The following is a 15,182-nucleotide window of genomic DNA, read 5'->3' on the forward strand; positions in this document are numbered from 1 at the left end:
TCAGCCGTGCTGCAACAATTGGCTGGCTTCCAGCGCGACCACGGCGATCACGGCCGCGATCTCCGTGCGCAGCAGGCGCTGATGCGTCTCGCGGGACGGCTCCCGCCGCAACAGACGCCGACGCATCCACCACCAGCCGTAAGCCGTCGCTCCGTAGAGGCACAGCCGCCACACGAAGAAGTGGCCGGCGTGCGCCTGCAGCCAGTGCTGCCAGCCCTCGACGCCGCCGACCACGTGGATGCCGGCGATGTTCACCGCGACCGCGGCGGCCACCACCAGCAAGGTCCACAACAGCGCCACGCCGACGCGGCGGTTGAACAGCCATGGCAGCCGCAGCCAAGCCAGCCGGCTCATGGCGTACCGCTCCGCGGCTTCTGGACTTCCCGCAGACGGTCGCGCGTGGTGTCGCCCTCGAAGATGCCGCGCGAGCCGGCGGCGCGGGTGCTGTGGCGCTGGATGATCGCCATCGCCGAGTTGCCGGCCAGCGTGCGGCGCAGCTCCAGCTCAGTCTTGAGGTTGTTGATCTCCTGCTCCAGCGCGCTGTTCTCCTGGTCGACCGCCCGCACGGCCAGTTCGTTGGCGGCGACGTTCGGCTCCTTCTTGCCGGTGAGCAACGTGCGCTGCAGCAGCAGGGCCTTCTCCAGCACGCTGGACAGCGCCGCCTCCGACGCCAGGCGCTTGCCTAGCACGTCCTGGTCGGGTTCGTCCCGCAGGGCCTCGATCACGCCGCGGGTGATCGGCAGCGAGCTGCTGCCGGCCGCGTCGAGATTGGTCGGCGTCGTCGGCCGGGCGCCCGTCACCAGCTCCTGCAGGACCTGCAGCTTGGTCTCGTACTCTTCCTGGATCACTGGCGTGAGCCCGACGCCAGGCGTGGTCTGGGTCTTCGTGCAGTTTTCGCAGGTGCGTTGCTCGCGTTCGCCCAGCACGCGGTTCGCAAAGGCCGCGGCCGCGCCAGGCGACGACCAGGTCTGGCAGGTCAGGCGGTTGCCGCAGGCGTTGCGCGCGATCGACGAGGTATCGGTGGCGCTGCGCCCGTTGAGCAGGTTGTAGCCCGCTCGCGTCACGTCGCCGACCACCTTGATCGAACTCTGGCCGGAGCCGCCCGCGTTGCCGCCGCCGACCCAGGGCACGCCGTTGTTCCCTTTGTTGGACTCGGCCTGCTCGACGGCGGAGACGGCGTCGGTGCTGCTGACCGCATCCCGCAGCGCCATCCCCTCGGCGAGCTGGTCCCAGCCGGCTTGGCCGCCGGCCATGTCCGCCATCCGATTGGCGATGGCCCGGCAGGTCATCTTCGAGCGGTCGAAGTCCAGGCGCGCCTGGAGGATGCCGTTGGTCAGCAGGTTGTAGAGCCCCGGGTCGGCGCGCTGGATGATCAGGGCCGGCAGCGAGGCCACGGCGCTGGTGGCATTCTGGATCACGTTGCTCATGATCGTCTGGAAGCCGTTGGTAATGCCGTTGAGCTGGTTCTGCAGCGTCGTGGTGATGCTCATGTCGCCGCAGATCAGGTTGCTGTTCCAACCGATCCCCACGCCAATGCTCTGCATGTTGCCGGCACCACCCATCGAAACGGCCCGGCCGCCGCCGATGCTGTAGAGCACGTCGTCGCCGATCACGCTGCCGCTGGCGTTCACGCCATTGGGGTCGATGCGGGTCTGCGCCCAGGCGGCGCCGACGGCCAGCGTGATGGCCGCCACGAGCAGCGTGGCCCGCAGGTGCGCCTTCGCGCGGCGCAGGAAGTCAGGGAGGGAGGCGTTCATCGTGGGTTCCTTACATGAAATCGACGCTGCCGAGGAAGACCTGGCCACGGCGCCGGCAGCAGGAGTACGGCCGCCACAAGGCCCAGGCGTAGTCGCCTTGCGGGGCCTGCACGCGGGTGCGGCTGTGCGGGAAGACCACGCAACTGTTCGAGAGCGTGGGCGTCAGCTCCTGCCACTTGCCCGTCGATGCGTCGGTCTCCATCAGCGCGCCGGCCGGCCAGTAGCCGTCGCGGGCGTTGGCCAGCAGAGGCTGGTACACGTGAATCTGGTTGCGGCGCGTCACGATGTCGCCCGCGCGCTGCGCGACCACGGCGCCGCTCTTGTGGTCGTCGGTCTGGTGCAGGAAGCCACCGCGGGGATACACGTTGCCCCAGAGGTTCAGGCCGGTGCGCGTACCGATTTCGCGCCGGCCGGGGATGAGCGCTTCGGGGTAGAACGCTTCCGGGATGTTGTAGCGCCAGGCGATCGTGTCGAGCGTGCTCAGCAGATACGGCATGAAGGCCGTGCCCGCGCCTTCGCAGGTGTAGCCGGAGGCGCTGGCGAACTGGCTGAACACCAGCCCGGCCGGATGGCCGATGACATCGGCGTTCTTGAACTTGGCGAGGTTGTTCTCGTTGTCGTGATTGGTCGTGCCGTCACCGCCAGCCTTGGCGCTCGGGTTGGGCATGCTCATCGCCCTGACTTCCTGCCACGGGTTTTCTCCGGTGTTCGAGTAGCTCGACACCACCGCATCGGGGACGTAGTGGCGCACCTTGACGGAGGTGCGAACCGAGCAGCCGAAGGGCGTGCAGTACAGCCAGTAGCAGATTCCGACCGCGCGGTATTCGAGGCAGTCGGGGGACAGCGCCGACGAGACGATGGTGGCGGTGTCCAGGGCGAACGTCGACGTGGCCGCGCTCAGCAGCAGCGAGGCGGCGGTGGCGCGCATGCGCCGGCGTGCCAGCAGGAGGCTCATGGCTGCGTGCTCCGGTAGGCGTTGATGCGCGCGACGGCGCGGGGCACGTCGGGCTCGCCGTAGACCACGTAGCGTCGATCGACCACCACGGCGGGAATCTTGGCGATGCCCAGTCCCCAGGCATCCGCGACACCTTGATAGGCATGGCCGATGCGGCGCTGCAGCGCCTCGCCGCCGTCATGCAACCGCTGCCGCACCACGGCTGCGGCCTGTTGCGGGTCGGCCGGCAGGTGCGCGGCGAGTTCGACCTCGATGCGCGTGGCCTGGTCCAGCTCGATGACCCGCACGCCGGCCGGGGCCTGCACCGGATGACGGCTGTCGGTGACGACGAGCACATCGGCGGCCGCCGCGATGGGACCGAGCAGCGCGGCGCACAGTCCAGCGGCCAGCCGGGCGGCCAGGGGGCGCCGCGAGGCGGCAGGAAGGTTGAGGGAATGAGCCGGCATGTCGCGCCTCCGCGGAGTCGATGCAGGCTCGTAGTCGAGCGCAACGCAGATCGGGAAACGACAAAGAAACCGAAACCGGTCAGTCCCGATTTCCTGCGGACCGGCGAAAAGAAACGGGAGCCAAGGGCTCCCGTGGTGATGAAGCGAGTGCGCTACAACAAGCCGGCTTCGGCGAACGAGTACGGGCTGCCCTTGCCGACGATGAAGTGATCCAGCACCCGGACATCGACGGTGGCCAGGGCGCTCTTCAGCCGCTCGGTGATCGCACGATCAGCGGCCGAGGGCTCGGTGTTCCCCGAGGGGTGCTGATGCGCCAGGATCAGCGCCGAAGCGTTGAGCGCCAGCGCACGCTGGACCACCACCCTCGGATACACCGAAGTCTGGTCGACCGTGCCCTTGAACAGCGGCTCAAAGGCGAGCACCTGGTGCTGGTTGTCGAGAAACACGACGGCGAAGATTTCGTTCGGCTCCGCGACCAGTTTCAGGCGCAGGTAGTCGCGCACGGCGGCGGGACTGCCCAGCGCTGGACCGGCCTTGAACACGCGGTTCTCCAGCAGGGTGATGGCCTGCCGGATGATCCAGTCTTCGTGCTGGGCGGCGATCAGGGTGAGCGACTCCGGGCGGGAGTCGGCGATGACGAGAGACATGGCGAACCTCCAATGGATGAGATCGGAGGGCGCCTGCCCCTGGAGGGCAAACCCTCCTGGGGACGATGTGGATGGAACAGGTGACGAGCGGGCATCCACCACCGCAGGTGCGGTGGCTGTTCGCGTCAAGGGATGCGATGCGAACGGGTTTCGATCAACGCGGACGAGCCGCGCCGCAGCCTTGAAGATCGATGGCTACCTGGGCATGTCACCGGCAACGCCGGCGGGCATGTCTGGGGAATGGGTGGGTTCGGCTGCGGTCGTGCTGCCGGCGGCGAGCAGATCGATGGCAGACAGCAAGGCATCGCCTTCGACGGGACCGTGCAGCAGGAGGGTCTTGCCGGACTCGCGGTCGCGCAGTTGCAAGGCCGGCGTCGCCGCGATGCCCTGCTGTGCCGCTTCCGCCGCCTGGGCACGGATGACCGCATCGGGGCGATCGCTGTCGAGACAACCCTGCATGGTTGGTGTGAGGTCGGGATAGCGCAGGCCCTCCGGCAGGCCCTGGCCGTCGCCACGGGTATTCGAGTAGAGCCACGCCACGGCCTGCCAGAACGTGGCATGTCCGCCCGTCTCGCCCGCGCACTCGGCCAGGCGTGCCGCGGCGGTCGCGGCCGGCTCGTGCATGGACAGCGGCAGGTGGTGCCACTGCCAGTTCACCTCGGGATGGGCGTCGATCCAGCGCTTGAGCGCGGGGAAGTAGGCCCGGCAGTACGGACACTCCAGGTCGGCGTACCCGACCACCGTGAAGCGCGCATCGGCACGGCCATACAGCCAGGGCGGGCCGGCCGGTTTCGACGCTTCGGACCCGGCGGCGGCCAGGGACATGGGCTCGGTTGCCGGATGCGGCGCGCGCAGCAGCATCCACGAGGCCACCGCAATCGTCGCCACGATCAGCAGACCGATCCAGGAATGACGGCGGGCGAATGAAGGCATGCGCATCGTGTTGCTCCCGTCAGGCCAACGTGTCCAGCGTCAGAGGTTCGATGCCCCGCGCACGGTCGATCTTCTCGGCCACGCGGAAGGCGGCATCCAGCTCGCTGATGCCGTGCTGCTGCATCAACTGGAAGCGTTCGGCCTTCTCCTCGGGCTCGGTCATCGCCATCGCCAGGTAGAGGCTGGGCGGCACGGCGCGGAACAGCACCTCCATCGACTTGGACAGGATGACGCCCTCGCTGAACTTGCCGGCCTCCTTGCGGGCCGAGAGCATCAGCGCCTTCTGCGACGCGTTGAGTTCGCGGAAGCGCGCGATCTTCTCGACCTCATCGGGCGGCATCGACAGGCAGATCCACCACTCGATCATGTTGAGCATGGGCTCGGCCGCTTTCGGCAGGTCGTCCAGGTTCTGCGTGGCGAGCCAGAACCAGGCGCCGAGCTTGCGCCACATCTTGGTGATCTTGACCACGTAGGGCGCGAGCAGCGGGTTCTTCGTGATGATGTGGCCTTCGTCCGTCACGTTGATGATCGGGCGGCCCAGGAACTGGTCGCGCTCGGCGATGTTATTGACCGTGTTGATGAGCGAGATGTAGGCAATCGAGAGTTGGGCGTTGTAGCCCTCGCGCGCAAAAGTGGCCAAATCCACGATGGTGATGTCCGCCTCGGGCCACGGCGTGCCGGACCGGTCGAACATCTCGCCGTCCACGCCCTGGCAGAACATGTCCATGGCGTCGGCCATCTCCAGCAGCCGTGCGCGCCGCATCTCCGGCAGCGTGGCGTCGCGGGCGCGCTCGCGCAGCGCGTCGCGCACATCGCGCGTGAGCACCGTGCGTCTGTCCGCCACGCAACGCTGGGCCGCATCGAGAATGCACTGGCGGATCAGGCTGCGGTCGGCGCGCGTCATGCGCGCTTCTTCCTTGTCCTCGCCGCCGGTGATCATCAGTCGTGCAGTGATCTCCAGCTCGCCGAGCACGTCACGCTGCTCATCGCCTTCCACGGCCATGCCGGCATCGGTCTGGTCTTCGTCGAGCGCATCGGCGTCCAGCGTCTGTACCTGGCTCGGTGTATCGACCAGGCGCCAGGCGTCGGCGAAGGGAGCCAGACTGACGCCCGCGCCCGGCGCGAGCTTCACCCGATGCACGGTGAGACCCAGCCGTGCCGCGAAGTCGCCGAACAGGCCGAAGCTGTTGCCCGCCTCGACGATGAACAGGCGCGGCCGATAGATCGCCGTCACCTGGTTCAGGATGTTGTTGAGCGTCGCGCTCTTGCCCGAACCCGTGGGGCCGAACAGGAACAGATGCGCGTTCATCTGCCGGTCGAGGCGGTTCAACGGATCGAAGGTGATCGGCCCGCCGCCGCGGTTGAAGAAGGTGATGCCCGGATGCCCCGTTCCCTGGCTGCGGCCCCAGACCGGCGCGAGGTTCGCCGTATGTTGCGCGAACATGAGCTGGGTGTACCACTGGCGCTTGTCGGCAGCCGGATCGAACACGCACGGCAGCCAGCGCAGATAGCTGTTCAGCGGCGCCACCTCGTCCTCTTCGCGTACCGGTTGCAGGCCGGCGTTGAGCATCACGTTGACGAGCTGCAGGCCGCGCGCATCAAGCTGGGCCAGATCGCGCCCGCGCAGGTAGAACGCCAGCGCGCTGCGGTAGAGCTTGTGCGCGCTGCCGATCAGGCCGCGCGCCTGCTGCACGTCCTGCCGGGTCTGCTCCGAGGCCAGGGTCTCGCCGACGGCCTTCCTGGCGAGGTGGTTGAGGTGCGCCTCCAGCACGTCCTGGGGCGTGGCGACCAGCGTCAGGCACATCACCGTGTCCTCGGGCATCTGGTCGAACAGCGCGTTCATGGCATCGCCGCCTTTGCGCGTCTCGCCCGTCAGATGGCCCGTCACGGGTGGCGTGCGCAGGCGATCCATCACGATCACCCGATGCGGCATGCTGTCGAAGAACCACAGGCCGTTGGGCACGTCCGAACGGGGCTGGCCGAAGAACAGCCGTTGTGCGAAGTCGGTGCCGCTGGCGAGTTCGATCTCGCCCTCCTCCCGCTCTTCCGGGTAGCGGGTCAGCGCGTAGAAGCGTTCCCGGTCTTCGGCGGTGGCGCCGAGCAAGGTCGGATTCGGGTTGAACCAGCGCAGCAGCCAGGCGTGAATGTCCGCCGCGCCGAGACGCCGGGCTTTCACGCCGGCATTGGCCAGCCCGCCGACGAGGCGGTCGCAGATCGTGGTCAGCGCCTGCTCGGGCGACTGGCCGCGCCGCGAGGTCGGGGCCGCGGACGTGCGGCGGTAGACCACCATGCGCACGCGCCGCACCTGGCCGCGCCACGGCAGGCGCGTCACCGTGGTGTCCTCGAACAGGCCCCCCGGCTTGGCGATGGCCCGCAGGTGATGGGCGAAGAAGCGCAGGTAGAAGTCGCTGAACGCGCTGCCCTGCGCACGCGGCTGCAGATAGTTCGCCAGGGAGCGCAGATAGTTGTCCCAGTCGGCCTCGTCCTGGGCGTAGAGCTGCACCACCCAGGGGTTGTCGTCCAACTCGTCGAAGGAGTCCTGCAGGGCGTTCTCCAGCGCATCGCGCGCCTTCCATAGCCAGGCCATCTCGCGGCCCTCGGTGCCGACCGGCGCCAGCTCGAAGAAGGCCGCCACCGACTGGCCATCTTCCAGCAACATGCACTTGCTGCCGGGCAGGTACTCGACCCAGGGCAGCAAGTCCGCGAACGACGGCGCGACGCCATAGAGCGCATCGTGGTCGGCCTGGGTGGCCGGCCTGCGCCGGCCCCGGTCGAGCGCGCTGCCCGGCTCGGCGACACCCTGTGCCGCCAGCGCCGTTACGTGCCGTGCCCAGGCATCATCGGCCGCATCCACGGTGTCAACAGGCGATGCGTCGGGCTTGCGAGACCACGGCAGCGACCAGGCCATCAGTAGTCCTCCACGCGCTCACCTGGCATCGCGTACTGCACGCGCTGGTAGAGCGGGAACACCGTGCTGTAGCCGGGCACTGGCACCGGGTCGGTGCCCGCCAGGTGCGGGAACACGTACATCACCAGGTCGGGGTTCGGCAGGCGGTGGAACTGGCGGTAAATCTCGTTCTGCGCGGTTCGGGTGTAGCGCGCCTGCGCGCCGGGCGCCGCCTGTACATCGGCCTCGACCAGCGGCCGGCGCAGGCCGTGGCGCGCATCGAGCAGTTGCCGGGCGGCCTGGCCGCCGCCCGCGCTGCCGCCGGTCTCCTGATGCCAGATGTCGAGCATGGTGCTGTCGCCGTGCGGCAGCAGCTTCTCCTTGCTGGTGGCGCAGCCGCCGAGCAGGGTGGCCGCCAGCAGCACGGCGGCCGCGTCAATCCAGATCCGAGGCATGGGCTTCTCCGGTGCGGTGGTGGACCCGACGCCCCTTGGCGTCGTAGTCGATGTCGAGCGGCTGCTCCAGATGCACGGCCACCCTGGCGCCGGGCTGCACGTAGACCGCCGCGAAGGCCTGGCCGTAGAGCTTGTTGACCCAATCGGCCATGTCGCGCACGCCGCCCGCGAGGATGCGGCCCATCGCTTCGTTGCCGCTGATGCCGACGGTGCCCAGCGAGCCGTTGCTGTTGGCGACCACGGCCACGCTGCCGTTGTCGGACTTGATGAGCGAGGCCGCGCCGGCGCCGGCCGCGGTGATGAGCGCCTGGCTGCCCAGGTACTGCTGGGCGTTGCTGCGCCGCTCGCCGCTGACGCAGGGAATGCCGTAGGGGTCGCTGATCCAGCCCAGGCCGCCTTGGATGCTGGCGCCGTTGTGACCCGCGTTGCCGCCGCTGCTGCCGCCCTTGCTACTGTCCTCCGGCACCGTGCGGATGGTGCCGTCCTGGAACACGAACGTGACCGAGCGGATTTGCCCGCGCACGCACGAGAGCGTCCAGTCGCCCGAGGCCGTGCCGCTGACCACGGCGCCGGCCACGTCGGGGATGTCGATGCCGTTGGCCGTGAGGTTGTCCGGGCCGATCAGCACCTTGAACGGGTACGGGTCGTTGACGGTTCCATCGATGGGCACGCGCCCGATCAGCGCCGTCATGGCAACCGACCCCATGAGCGTCGAGTTCGACGGCACGGTGTAGACCGCCTTCGTGGATGCGCCCACCGCGCGGCTGCCAACGTCGGCGACGGATTCCACTGCGGCCGACAGGCTTTTCTGGGCCGGCCCGAAGCTCAGGGGAAAGCTCGGCTCCTTGTTGCCGTTCTTGGCGTCGACCTTGGCATCGTCGGGCTCGACCCACTGCGTGCCACTGGTGCCGCGGTTGAAGCGCTTGCCGTCACCCTCTTCCAGCCCCAGCCCGACGGGCAGGTCGGACGGGCCACCCTTGCCGGCAAGGCCGTCCAGTTGCCGCTGCAGATCCTGCAGCAGCCCCTGGGTCTGCTGCCTGTCGCTGGCCACCTGGGTGCGCTCCTGCTCCAGGCGGTTGCGCTCGCCTTCCAGCGCGCTCTGGATGCGTTGGTCGATCGCGCTTTCCCGCGCACGCAGGCGCTCGTTCTCGGCCTTGTGCTGCTTGTTGTCGCCGAGCGCGCTCTGCAGCTCGGTGCGCAACTGCTTCACCTGGGCCACCAGCGTGGCGACGGTATCGCGTGGCGTGTCGCCTGCGATGCCCAGGGCTTTCATCTCGTCGGGCGTGAGCGTACTGGCCGCGCCCTTGGAGGCGGTCTGGCCGCCCGGGGCGCCGGAGAACAGCTTGATGCCGACGAACACCAGCAGCAGCGCCATCGGGATCAGCAGCCACTTGAGCAGCGGATTACTCTTCATCGCGCGCACCTCCGGTCGAGCCGGCCGCGGCGGCCGGCGGCAGGTTCACGGTGGCGTCGATCGGGCTCAGCGCCCGCAGCAGCGACTCGGCCAGGCCGTGGCCGCGCGTGACCAGGTAGAGCACCGTGGTGTCGGACGGGGTGCCGGCCGGCCCCAGGTTCGGATGCTGGAAGGTCGCCGCCACGAAGTTCCCCTGCAGGGCGCGCGGGTCGAGGTCGAGCCAGCGCGCGGCGGTGTTGGTGAGTCGCACGGCCGTCACCCACTGGTCTTCCAGGCGCCACGCGGCCAGTGCCCGCGCGTGCACCGGCAGCGTCGGCAGCAAGGTGTCCAGCGCGAGGTCGCGGCGCAGGTTTACGCGCCCGATGCCGGCGACCGGCTCGACGGTGCGCAGTGGCGCGTACAGGTTCTGTGCGGCATGGCGCGTCAGCACGACCGGTACCGGCGTTTCGCGCCGGGGAACGGATTTGTCTGCAGGCGCATCGGCCTGCTCGTCCGCGCCGCTTGCCGCATCGCCGCCGTAGCGCTTCGCGGGGGCCTCCGCTTCCACGATGCGCACCGGCTCCAGCGGCGCCTGGCCGTCCTTCGCCGGCTCGGCGGCGATGTCGAGCAGGATCAGCGCGCCGGATTCCACGTCCTGCAGTTGCAGCCGCGTGGGCGGAATCGGCTCGCTCGCCCGCAGGTAGATCGCGCCGCCCGTACTCTGCACGCGCAGGTGGTCGCCGACGCTGGCCGGCACGCCGACGCGCACATTGCGGTCGATGAAGACCACGCGCTCCTGGCCGACCACCAGCGGCACCGGCAGGGGCAGGCGCTCCCAGCGCAGGATTTCCACGGCCTGGCTGGCCGGCACGAAACCGAGGATCAGCAGGACGCCGGCCAGGGCCGACAAGGCAACGTGCTTCATGGAGAGTCTCCCTGCAGGTGGCCGGAGGCGTTGGCGGGCGCGCCGGCCTGGGTCGGCGTCGGCGGCGTTTCGATGCGCTGGGGTGCACTGGCGTAGCAGTCCAGCGCCAGGCCGAAGGGGTTGCGCTCGGGGTCGATGTCCAGCCGGACGACCTTGATGGGGTAGCGCACCAGGGCACGCTTGACCTGCTCGGAGCCGTAGTATTCGTCCGCGCTCACGTCGAGCGTGACGATCCAATCGCGGTCGGAAACCATCTTGACGCGCGTGGCCGGATCGTCGCCGTAGCCGCGGCCGGGAATCTCGTAGATGCCGCGCACGCGCTGACGCAGCTCGCCACTGGCGCGTCGGTACTCGTAGTCCTGTTGCAGGAAGGCCCGGCAGCTCGGCGTCAGGTAGGCCGACAGCGCGCGCAGGTTGCGCGGGTAGTCTTCTTCGCCGTTCGTGGGCCAGCGCTGTACCTGCTGCCAGATGTAGAAGGAGAAGGCATACACGCTCTCGGGCGGCACGTCCCACCACTTGCGCGTGCTGCCCGAGCGCAAGTCCGGCGGCACATGGATGGTCAGACTCTTCGGCGCACTCCACCAACCGAAGCCGAGCAGCAGCGCCACCACGAACAACGCGCCGGCCCCCAGACGCAACGTCTTCACGTGCGCCTGCAGGTGCGCAACCTCGTTCTTGAAACGGCTCATGGCGTACCTCGATCGGCATTGCGCCGGGTAGTCCAGTAGCCCGAGCGGGTGATGAGGCGCTGGCCGCCCAGGAGCGCTGCCAGCGCCGGGTGCCGCAATGCCAGCCGCCACTGGAGCTGCCGGTAGAGCCAGGTGTCGGGCCGGCCGCGCTTCTGCGCGCGCAGGAAGCCGCCACCGACGAAGACGCCCAGCGCGATACCGGCGACGATCAGCGTGGGCACCACGGCGATGCTGTGCGTGAGCCAGGCCAGCGGCAGGCCGAGCGCGAACCCGGCGGCGGCCGACAGGCCGGTGCAGATCCACAACTCGTCGGCGGTCAGCCCGCGCACGACCACCGGCTGGCGGTTCAGCCGATGCGGCAGGAAGGTCACCAGCGTGTCTTGCGGGGTCTCCGAAGGGACGGCCATCGCTTGCCGCCCTCACAGCACGCCGGTGGCCTTGGTGAGCAGCCAGATGCCGACCACCAGGAGGATCGCGCCCACGGCGACCGTCAGGCCGAACTGTCCCCAGGTGGCGCGGCCGGTGTGGATCTCCGAGTAGCGCGTGTAGGCGTGATAGCAGACGCCGACGAACATTGAGGCGACCACGAGCAGCGCGATCAGCAGCACGATGTCGTAGCCGTAGTTCTGCAAGGTCTGCAGGATGCCGCTGCCCTGGCCGCGCGATGGGTCTTCCATGGTCGGCAGGCCCTGCGCGAAGGCCGACAGCGGCAGGCCCGCGAGCGCCAGCGGCAGCAGCGGAGCGGCGATGCGGGACGGAATGCGATGGGATGTCGTTGGAGTGTTCATGGCGTATGGCCCTTCGTGACGGTCAGGAGAGGAGAAAGAAGGTCAGCACCAGGTACATCGCCACGAAGCGCACGACGACGGCGAGGAACTGACGTTCAGTGATGCGGTGCTCGGCCCAGCCGACGTAGGCGGTGCGCATGGCCCACACGCCCCACAGCAGCAACACGGCGAACACGAAAGCGAGCACCACGGCAGAGACGGCCGAAGGCGCAAAGCCGCCGTTGGCCTGGAAGGCGGCGACCTGATCGGCAGAGGGCGTCATGGCGACGGCTCCTCGTCGTCGGCGCGGTCGCGGCGGACGTAATCGCCGGCCAGCGGGACGGGATCGCGCAGCTGGGCGCGCTGGGGCACGAGGTAGTCCTGCAGGCCGGCGCGAACGCGCTTCAGGTCGGCACGCAATCGGGCGTAGTCGAAGTGGTAGCGGGCGCGTTCCTGCGGAGCGGTACCGGCGGCGTGCTCGGCGAGGCGGTCGATCAGGTCGAGCTGGCGGGCGAGCACGGCGAGCTGCTCACGCTCCATGGCGACGCCGTCGGCGGCGACGGCAGGCTGCAGCGCCGAGAACGACACAGCCAACACCATGGCAAGCGCAGGCCATGCTGATGTGCGGCGGTTGGTCTGTCCCATCGTGCCATTCCCCGTTGATGCGGATGGCCAGATGCTGTGGCGTGCTCTCGCTTTGCGCCGTAGGGAATGGGAACTACGGTATGACCGGATTCCCAGGTCGAGCTGGCGATCAACCGTGCAATGCTCCCCGCATTGCGGAGTTGGCCAGCGCCTACCGCGGCTTGGTAGAATTGGCTAAACTTGGCAATCAAAATCTACGAAAGGCCAGATCGGATGGTTTCCGGATGACCGAAGTCGAGAGCGAGATCCTCACGCTGGAGGAGGTCGCGGCCTATCTCAAAGCCGGGAAGCGGACGGTCTATCGCCTTGCCCAGAAAGGCGAGATTCCGGCGTTCAAGCTTGGGGGAACCTGGCGCTTTCGCCGCTCGGAGCTGGATCGGTGGATCGCCGAAAGCATCAGCAAGAAGAAGCCGGAGGCAGAGTGAGCGTGCACCCAATCGGCAACCGAATCACATTCGGGAAAGAACTCAGTGGAGGATTGCTGGCGTGCCAGTTCCCATAATTGACCTTTTTGCTGGCCCAGGAGGGCTCGGGGAAGGATTTGCTTCCCTGCAGGGCCACAAGCGGCAGCCATTCTTCGAGATTGCCCTTTCCATTGAAAAGGATGCTGTCGCACATCGCACGCTGACGCTCAGGGCAGTGTTCAGGCGTTTGCGTGGCACCAAGGACGTCAAGCACTACTACAGCTACATACGGGGCGAGATCGATGAGGCCACTTTCCGCAGGATCCCTGCCGTGGCCAGCGCCTTCGAGCATGCTGCCACCGAGGCGAGGTGCCTGGAGCTTGGCAAGTCCGACGAAGCCAGTATCGACAGGGAAATTCGTGCTGCACTGAAGGGGCAGGAAACCTGGGTGCTGATCGGCGGCCCGCCCTGCCAGGCGTATTCGCTGGCGGGGCGCTCCAGACGCGCCAACGACAAGGACTTTCACAAGGATGAAAAGCACTTCCTCTACAGGGAGTACCTGAGAATCATCCAGGTGCACAAGCCCACCATCTTCGTGATGGAGAATGTCAAGGGTCTGCTTTCCTCGAAGCACTCCGGCGACCCGATGTTCGAGAAGATCATTGCGGATCTTTCGATGCCGACCGAGAGGCTCGAATATGAGATCCGATCCTTCACCAAGGAGGGCGACGGCAGTTCGCTGGAACCCACCGACTACCTGATCCGTTCTGAGCGCCATGGGATCCCGCAAAGTAGGCATCGCGTGATTCTGCTCGGAGTGAGAAAGGGGCTGGACATGCCTCAACACCAGTTGCTGGCACCAGTAGCAAGGCCTGTCACGGTCAAACAGGCCATTGACGATCTTCCCCGAATCCGCAGCAAGCTGTCGCGTGGCGATTCAGTGGAGGCATGGCGCAAGGCTGTTCAGGCTGCCCCCTCTTACGTCAAGGGATGGAGGACAGAAAACGAGTCCGTCATGATCGGGACAATGCGTGCCTTTGGCGCTGCGGCAACCAGCACCACGACCGGTGGCGCCTTCATTTCACGAGGCTACAGAAGGCCGAAGAAGCTGACCGAGCTTCAGCAATGGCTTCACGACCGAAGCCTGGGTGGTGTCTGTCAGCATGAAGCGCGCGCGCACATGGCATCCGATCTTGCTCGCTATCTCTTCTCGGCCAGCTTCGCTCATTTATGGGGATATTGCCCACGGCTGGATGTGTTCCCTCCCAAGCTGCTTCCCGATCACATCAATGTGCATGTCGATCGGGAATCCGAAGCGATCCCGTTCAAGGATCGGTTCCGCGTGCAGTGCAGGAACGAACCGTCCACCACGGTGGTGGCTCACATTGCCAAGGACGGGCACTACTACATCCACTACGACCCCTCCCAATGCAGAAGTCTCACGGTCAGGGAAGCAGCACGGCTCCAGACGTTTCCCGACAACTACGTCTTCGCGGGCAACCGCACGGAGCAGTACACCCAGGTCGGCAATGCGGTGCCTCCGTTGCTTGCCCACAAACTGGCCAAGATCGTTCGTAGCCTTCTGAACGAGATGAGCAGGAGGAGGCGGAGGCAGGCTGGTGATGCCGTACAGAAGAGGCCGGCGGGAAGCGTGCCGCGAAACCTGCCAGAACAGCTTCCGGTGCTTGCCGAAGCGGGCTAGTCAATGCTCTGACCAATCACCAGGACATCCTCATCGCCATGCAGCCACTCCTCAACCGCTTGCGCAGTCTCCTCGACCGAGTGCTTCAAGGCGCACTCCCAGACGACCGCCACGCGCCAGCCGAGAGCATGGAGCATCTCCGCATGGCGCCTGTCGCGAGCGACATTTCCCTGGAATTTCTGCCGCCAGAAATCTTCATTGGTCCTGGGAGTGGTTGTGTAACGGCAGCCTTCATGTCGGTGCCAGAAGCAGCCATGGACGAACACCACTGCTTTGCGCTTCGGGAACACAAGGTCGGGGGAGCCGGGCAGCCCCCGCACATGAAGTCGATATCGAAAACCCCTGGCGAAAAGAAGGGAGCGAAGTATCCGTTCCGGCCGGGTGTTCTTTCCGCGAATGCTCGACATCATGCGGCTGCGCTGCGGAGTGGTAGGAACGCGCATGGTCTTGAGCATCTTCCGCCCGAATGTCTGCAGAAATGGCAGCTCCGCGCTTCCGCTTGGCAATGCGAACGGATGAAGACGACACCCGAAGCAGCAATTCGGAGCTTACCATGCGCTTGACTCACGAGAAGACG

18 protein-coding genes are annotated in these 15,182 nt (G+C 67.3%); 2 read left to right on the forward strand and 16 right to left on the reverse strand.

Going from position 1 to position 15,182, the window contains the following annotated elements:
* The 15 genes from MWN52_RS04185 to MWN52_RS04255 all read right to left on the reverse strand — a co-directional run bounded on the left by MWN52_RS04185 (nt 1) and on the right by MWN52_RS04255 (nt 12,499).
* Nucleotides 1-354, reverse strand: a complete 354-nt coding sequence (locus tag MWN52_RS04185; protein ID WP_011237257.1) for a hypothetical protein — start codon at nt 352-354, stop codon at nt 1-3.
* Nucleotides 351-1,757: an integrating conjugative element protein gene (locus MWN52_RS04190; RefSeq protein WP_286576747.1), complete on the reverse strand. Its 1,407-nt coding sequence runs from the start codon at nt 1,755-1,757 to the stop codon at nt 351-353. The genes MWN52_RS04185 and MWN52_RS04190 overlap by 4 nt, the downstream gene beginning before the upstream one ends.
* A gap of 10 nt (nt 1,758-1,767) precedes the next feature.
* Nucleotides 1,768-2,712, reverse strand: a complete 945-nt coding sequence (locus MWN52_RS04195) for a TIGR03756 family integrating conjugative element protein (RefSeq protein ID WP_286576748.1) — start codon at nt 2,710-2,712, stop codon at nt 1,768-1,770.
* A complete protein-coding gene (locus tag MWN52_RS04200) occupies nt 2,709-3,158 on the reverse strand; it encodes a TIGR03757 family integrating conjugative element protein (protein WP_286576750.1) in 450 nt (149 codons plus the stop codon). Before MWN52_RS04200 ends, MWN52_RS04195 begins: the two co-directional genes overlap by 4 nt.
* A gap of 152 nt (nt 3,159-3,310) precedes the next feature.
* The gene (gene radC / locus MWN52_RS04205) at nt 3,311-3,805 is read right to left on the reverse strand and encodes a RadC family protein (RefSeq protein ID WP_003292123.1); all 495 of its coding nucleotides are present in this window, start codon (nt 3,803-3,805) and stop codon (nt 3,311-3,313) included.
* Nucleotides 3,806-4,000: 195 nt separating this feature from the next.
* Complete coding sequence (locus tag MWN52_RS04210; RefSeq protein WP_286576751.1) at nt 4,001-4,744, reverse strand: DsbA family protein; 744 nt, start codon at nt 4,742-4,744, stop codon at nt 4,001-4,003.
* A 13-nt stretch (nt 4,745-4,757) separates the two neighbouring features.
* Nucleotides 4,758-7,646 (reverse strand): conjugative transfer ATPase, encoded by a 2,889-nt coding sequence (locus tag MWN52_RS04215; RefSeq protein WP_286576752.1) that lies wholly within the window; start codon nt 7,644-7,646, stop codon nt 4,758-4,760.
* Nucleotides 7,646-8,080, reverse strand: coding sequence for a TIGR03751 family conjugal transfer lipoprotein (locus MWN52_RS04220; RefSeq protein ID WP_286576753.1), 435 nt, complete (start codon nt 8,078-8,080; stop codon nt 7,646-7,648). The genes MWN52_RS04215 and MWN52_RS04220 overlap by 1 nt, the downstream gene beginning before the upstream one ends.
* Nucleotides 8,061-9,494, reverse strand: a complete 1,434-nt coding sequence (locus tag MWN52_RS04225) for a TIGR03752 family integrating conjugative element protein (RefSeq protein WP_025298038.1) — start codon at nt 9,492-9,494, stop codon at nt 8,061-8,063. The genes MWN52_RS04220 and MWN52_RS04225 overlap by 20 nt, the downstream gene beginning before the upstream one ends.
* On the reverse strand, nt 9,484-10,398 hold the full coding sequence (locus tag MWN52_RS04230; RefSeq protein WP_124082421.1) for a TIGR03749 family integrating conjugative element protein: 915 nt from the start codon (nt 10,396-10,398) through the stop codon (nt 9,484-9,486). The genes MWN52_RS04225 and MWN52_RS04230 overlap by 11 nt, the downstream gene beginning before the upstream one ends.
* A complete protein-coding gene (locus MWN52_RS04235; protein WP_286576756.1) occupies nt 10,395-11,087 on the reverse strand; it encodes a PFL_4703 family integrating conjugative element protein in 693 nt (230 codons plus the stop codon). Before MWN52_RS04235 ends, MWN52_RS04230 begins: the two co-directional genes overlap by 4 nt.
* Nucleotides 11,084-11,494, reverse strand: coding sequence for a TIGR03750 family conjugal transfer protein (locus MWN52_RS04240; protein ID WP_003294216.1), 411 nt, complete (start codon nt 11,492-11,494; stop codon nt 11,084-11,086). The genes MWN52_RS04235 and MWN52_RS04240 overlap by 4 nt, the downstream gene beginning before the upstream one ends.
* Before the next feature lie 12 nt (nt 11,495-11,506).
* Entirely contained in the window at nt 11,507-11,875 is a 369-nt protein-coding gene (locus MWN52_RS04245; protein WP_003294215.1) for a TIGR03745 family integrating conjugative element membrane protein, read from the reverse strand.
* A 22-nt stretch (nt 11,876-11,897) separates the two neighbouring features.
* Nucleotides 11,898-12,137, reverse strand: coding sequence for a TIGR03758 family integrating conjugative element protein (locus tag MWN52_RS04250; RefSeq protein ID WP_003140997.1), 240 nt, complete (start codon nt 12,135-12,137; stop codon nt 11,898-11,900).
* The gene (locus MWN52_RS04255; RefSeq protein ID WP_286576758.1) at nt 12,134-12,499 is read right to left on the reverse strand and encodes an integrative conjugative element protein, RAQPRD family; all 366 of its coding nucleotides are present in this window, start codon (nt 12,497-12,499) and stop codon (nt 12,134-12,136) included. Before MWN52_RS04255 ends, MWN52_RS04250 begins: the two co-directional genes overlap by 4 nt.
* Before the next feature lie 224 nt (nt 12,500-12,723).
* On the opposite strand from MWN52_RS04255, the gene mads1 reads away from it, so the two are divergent.
* Both mads1 and MWN52_RS04265 read left to right on the forward strand, forming a co-directional pair.
* Complete coding sequence (gene mads1, locus MWN52_RS04260) at nt 12,724-12,924, forward strand: methylation-associated defense system helix-turn-helix domain-containing protein MAD1 (RefSeq protein WP_009397209.1); 201 nt, start codon at nt 12,724-12,726, stop codon at nt 12,922-12,924.
* Between the two features lie 61 nt (nt 12,925-12,985).
* Nucleotides 12,986-14,605 (forward strand): DNA cytosine methyltransferase, encoded by a 1,620-nt coding sequence (locus MWN52_RS04265; protein WP_286576760.1) that lies wholly within the window; start codon nt 12,986-12,988, stop codon nt 14,603-14,605.
* Here the strand turns inward: MWN52_RS04265 and MWN52_RS04270 are convergent.
* Complete coding sequence (locus MWN52_RS04270; RefSeq protein WP_052484395.1) at nt 14,602-15,060, reverse strand: very short patch repair endonuclease; 459 nt, start codon at nt 15,058-15,060, stop codon at nt 14,602-14,604. The genes MWN52_RS04265 and MWN52_RS04270 overlap by 4 nt on opposite strands.
* Nucleotides 15,061-15,182 lie beyond the last annotated feature (122 nt).

The sequence above is a fragment of the Pseudoxanthomonas winnipegensis genome (assembly GCF_030322905.1).
In the GTDB taxonomy this organism is placed as follows: Bacteria; Pseudomonadota; Gammaproteobacteria; order Xanthomonadales; family Xanthomonadaceae; genus Pseudoxanthomonas_A; species Pseudoxanthomonas_A winnipegensis.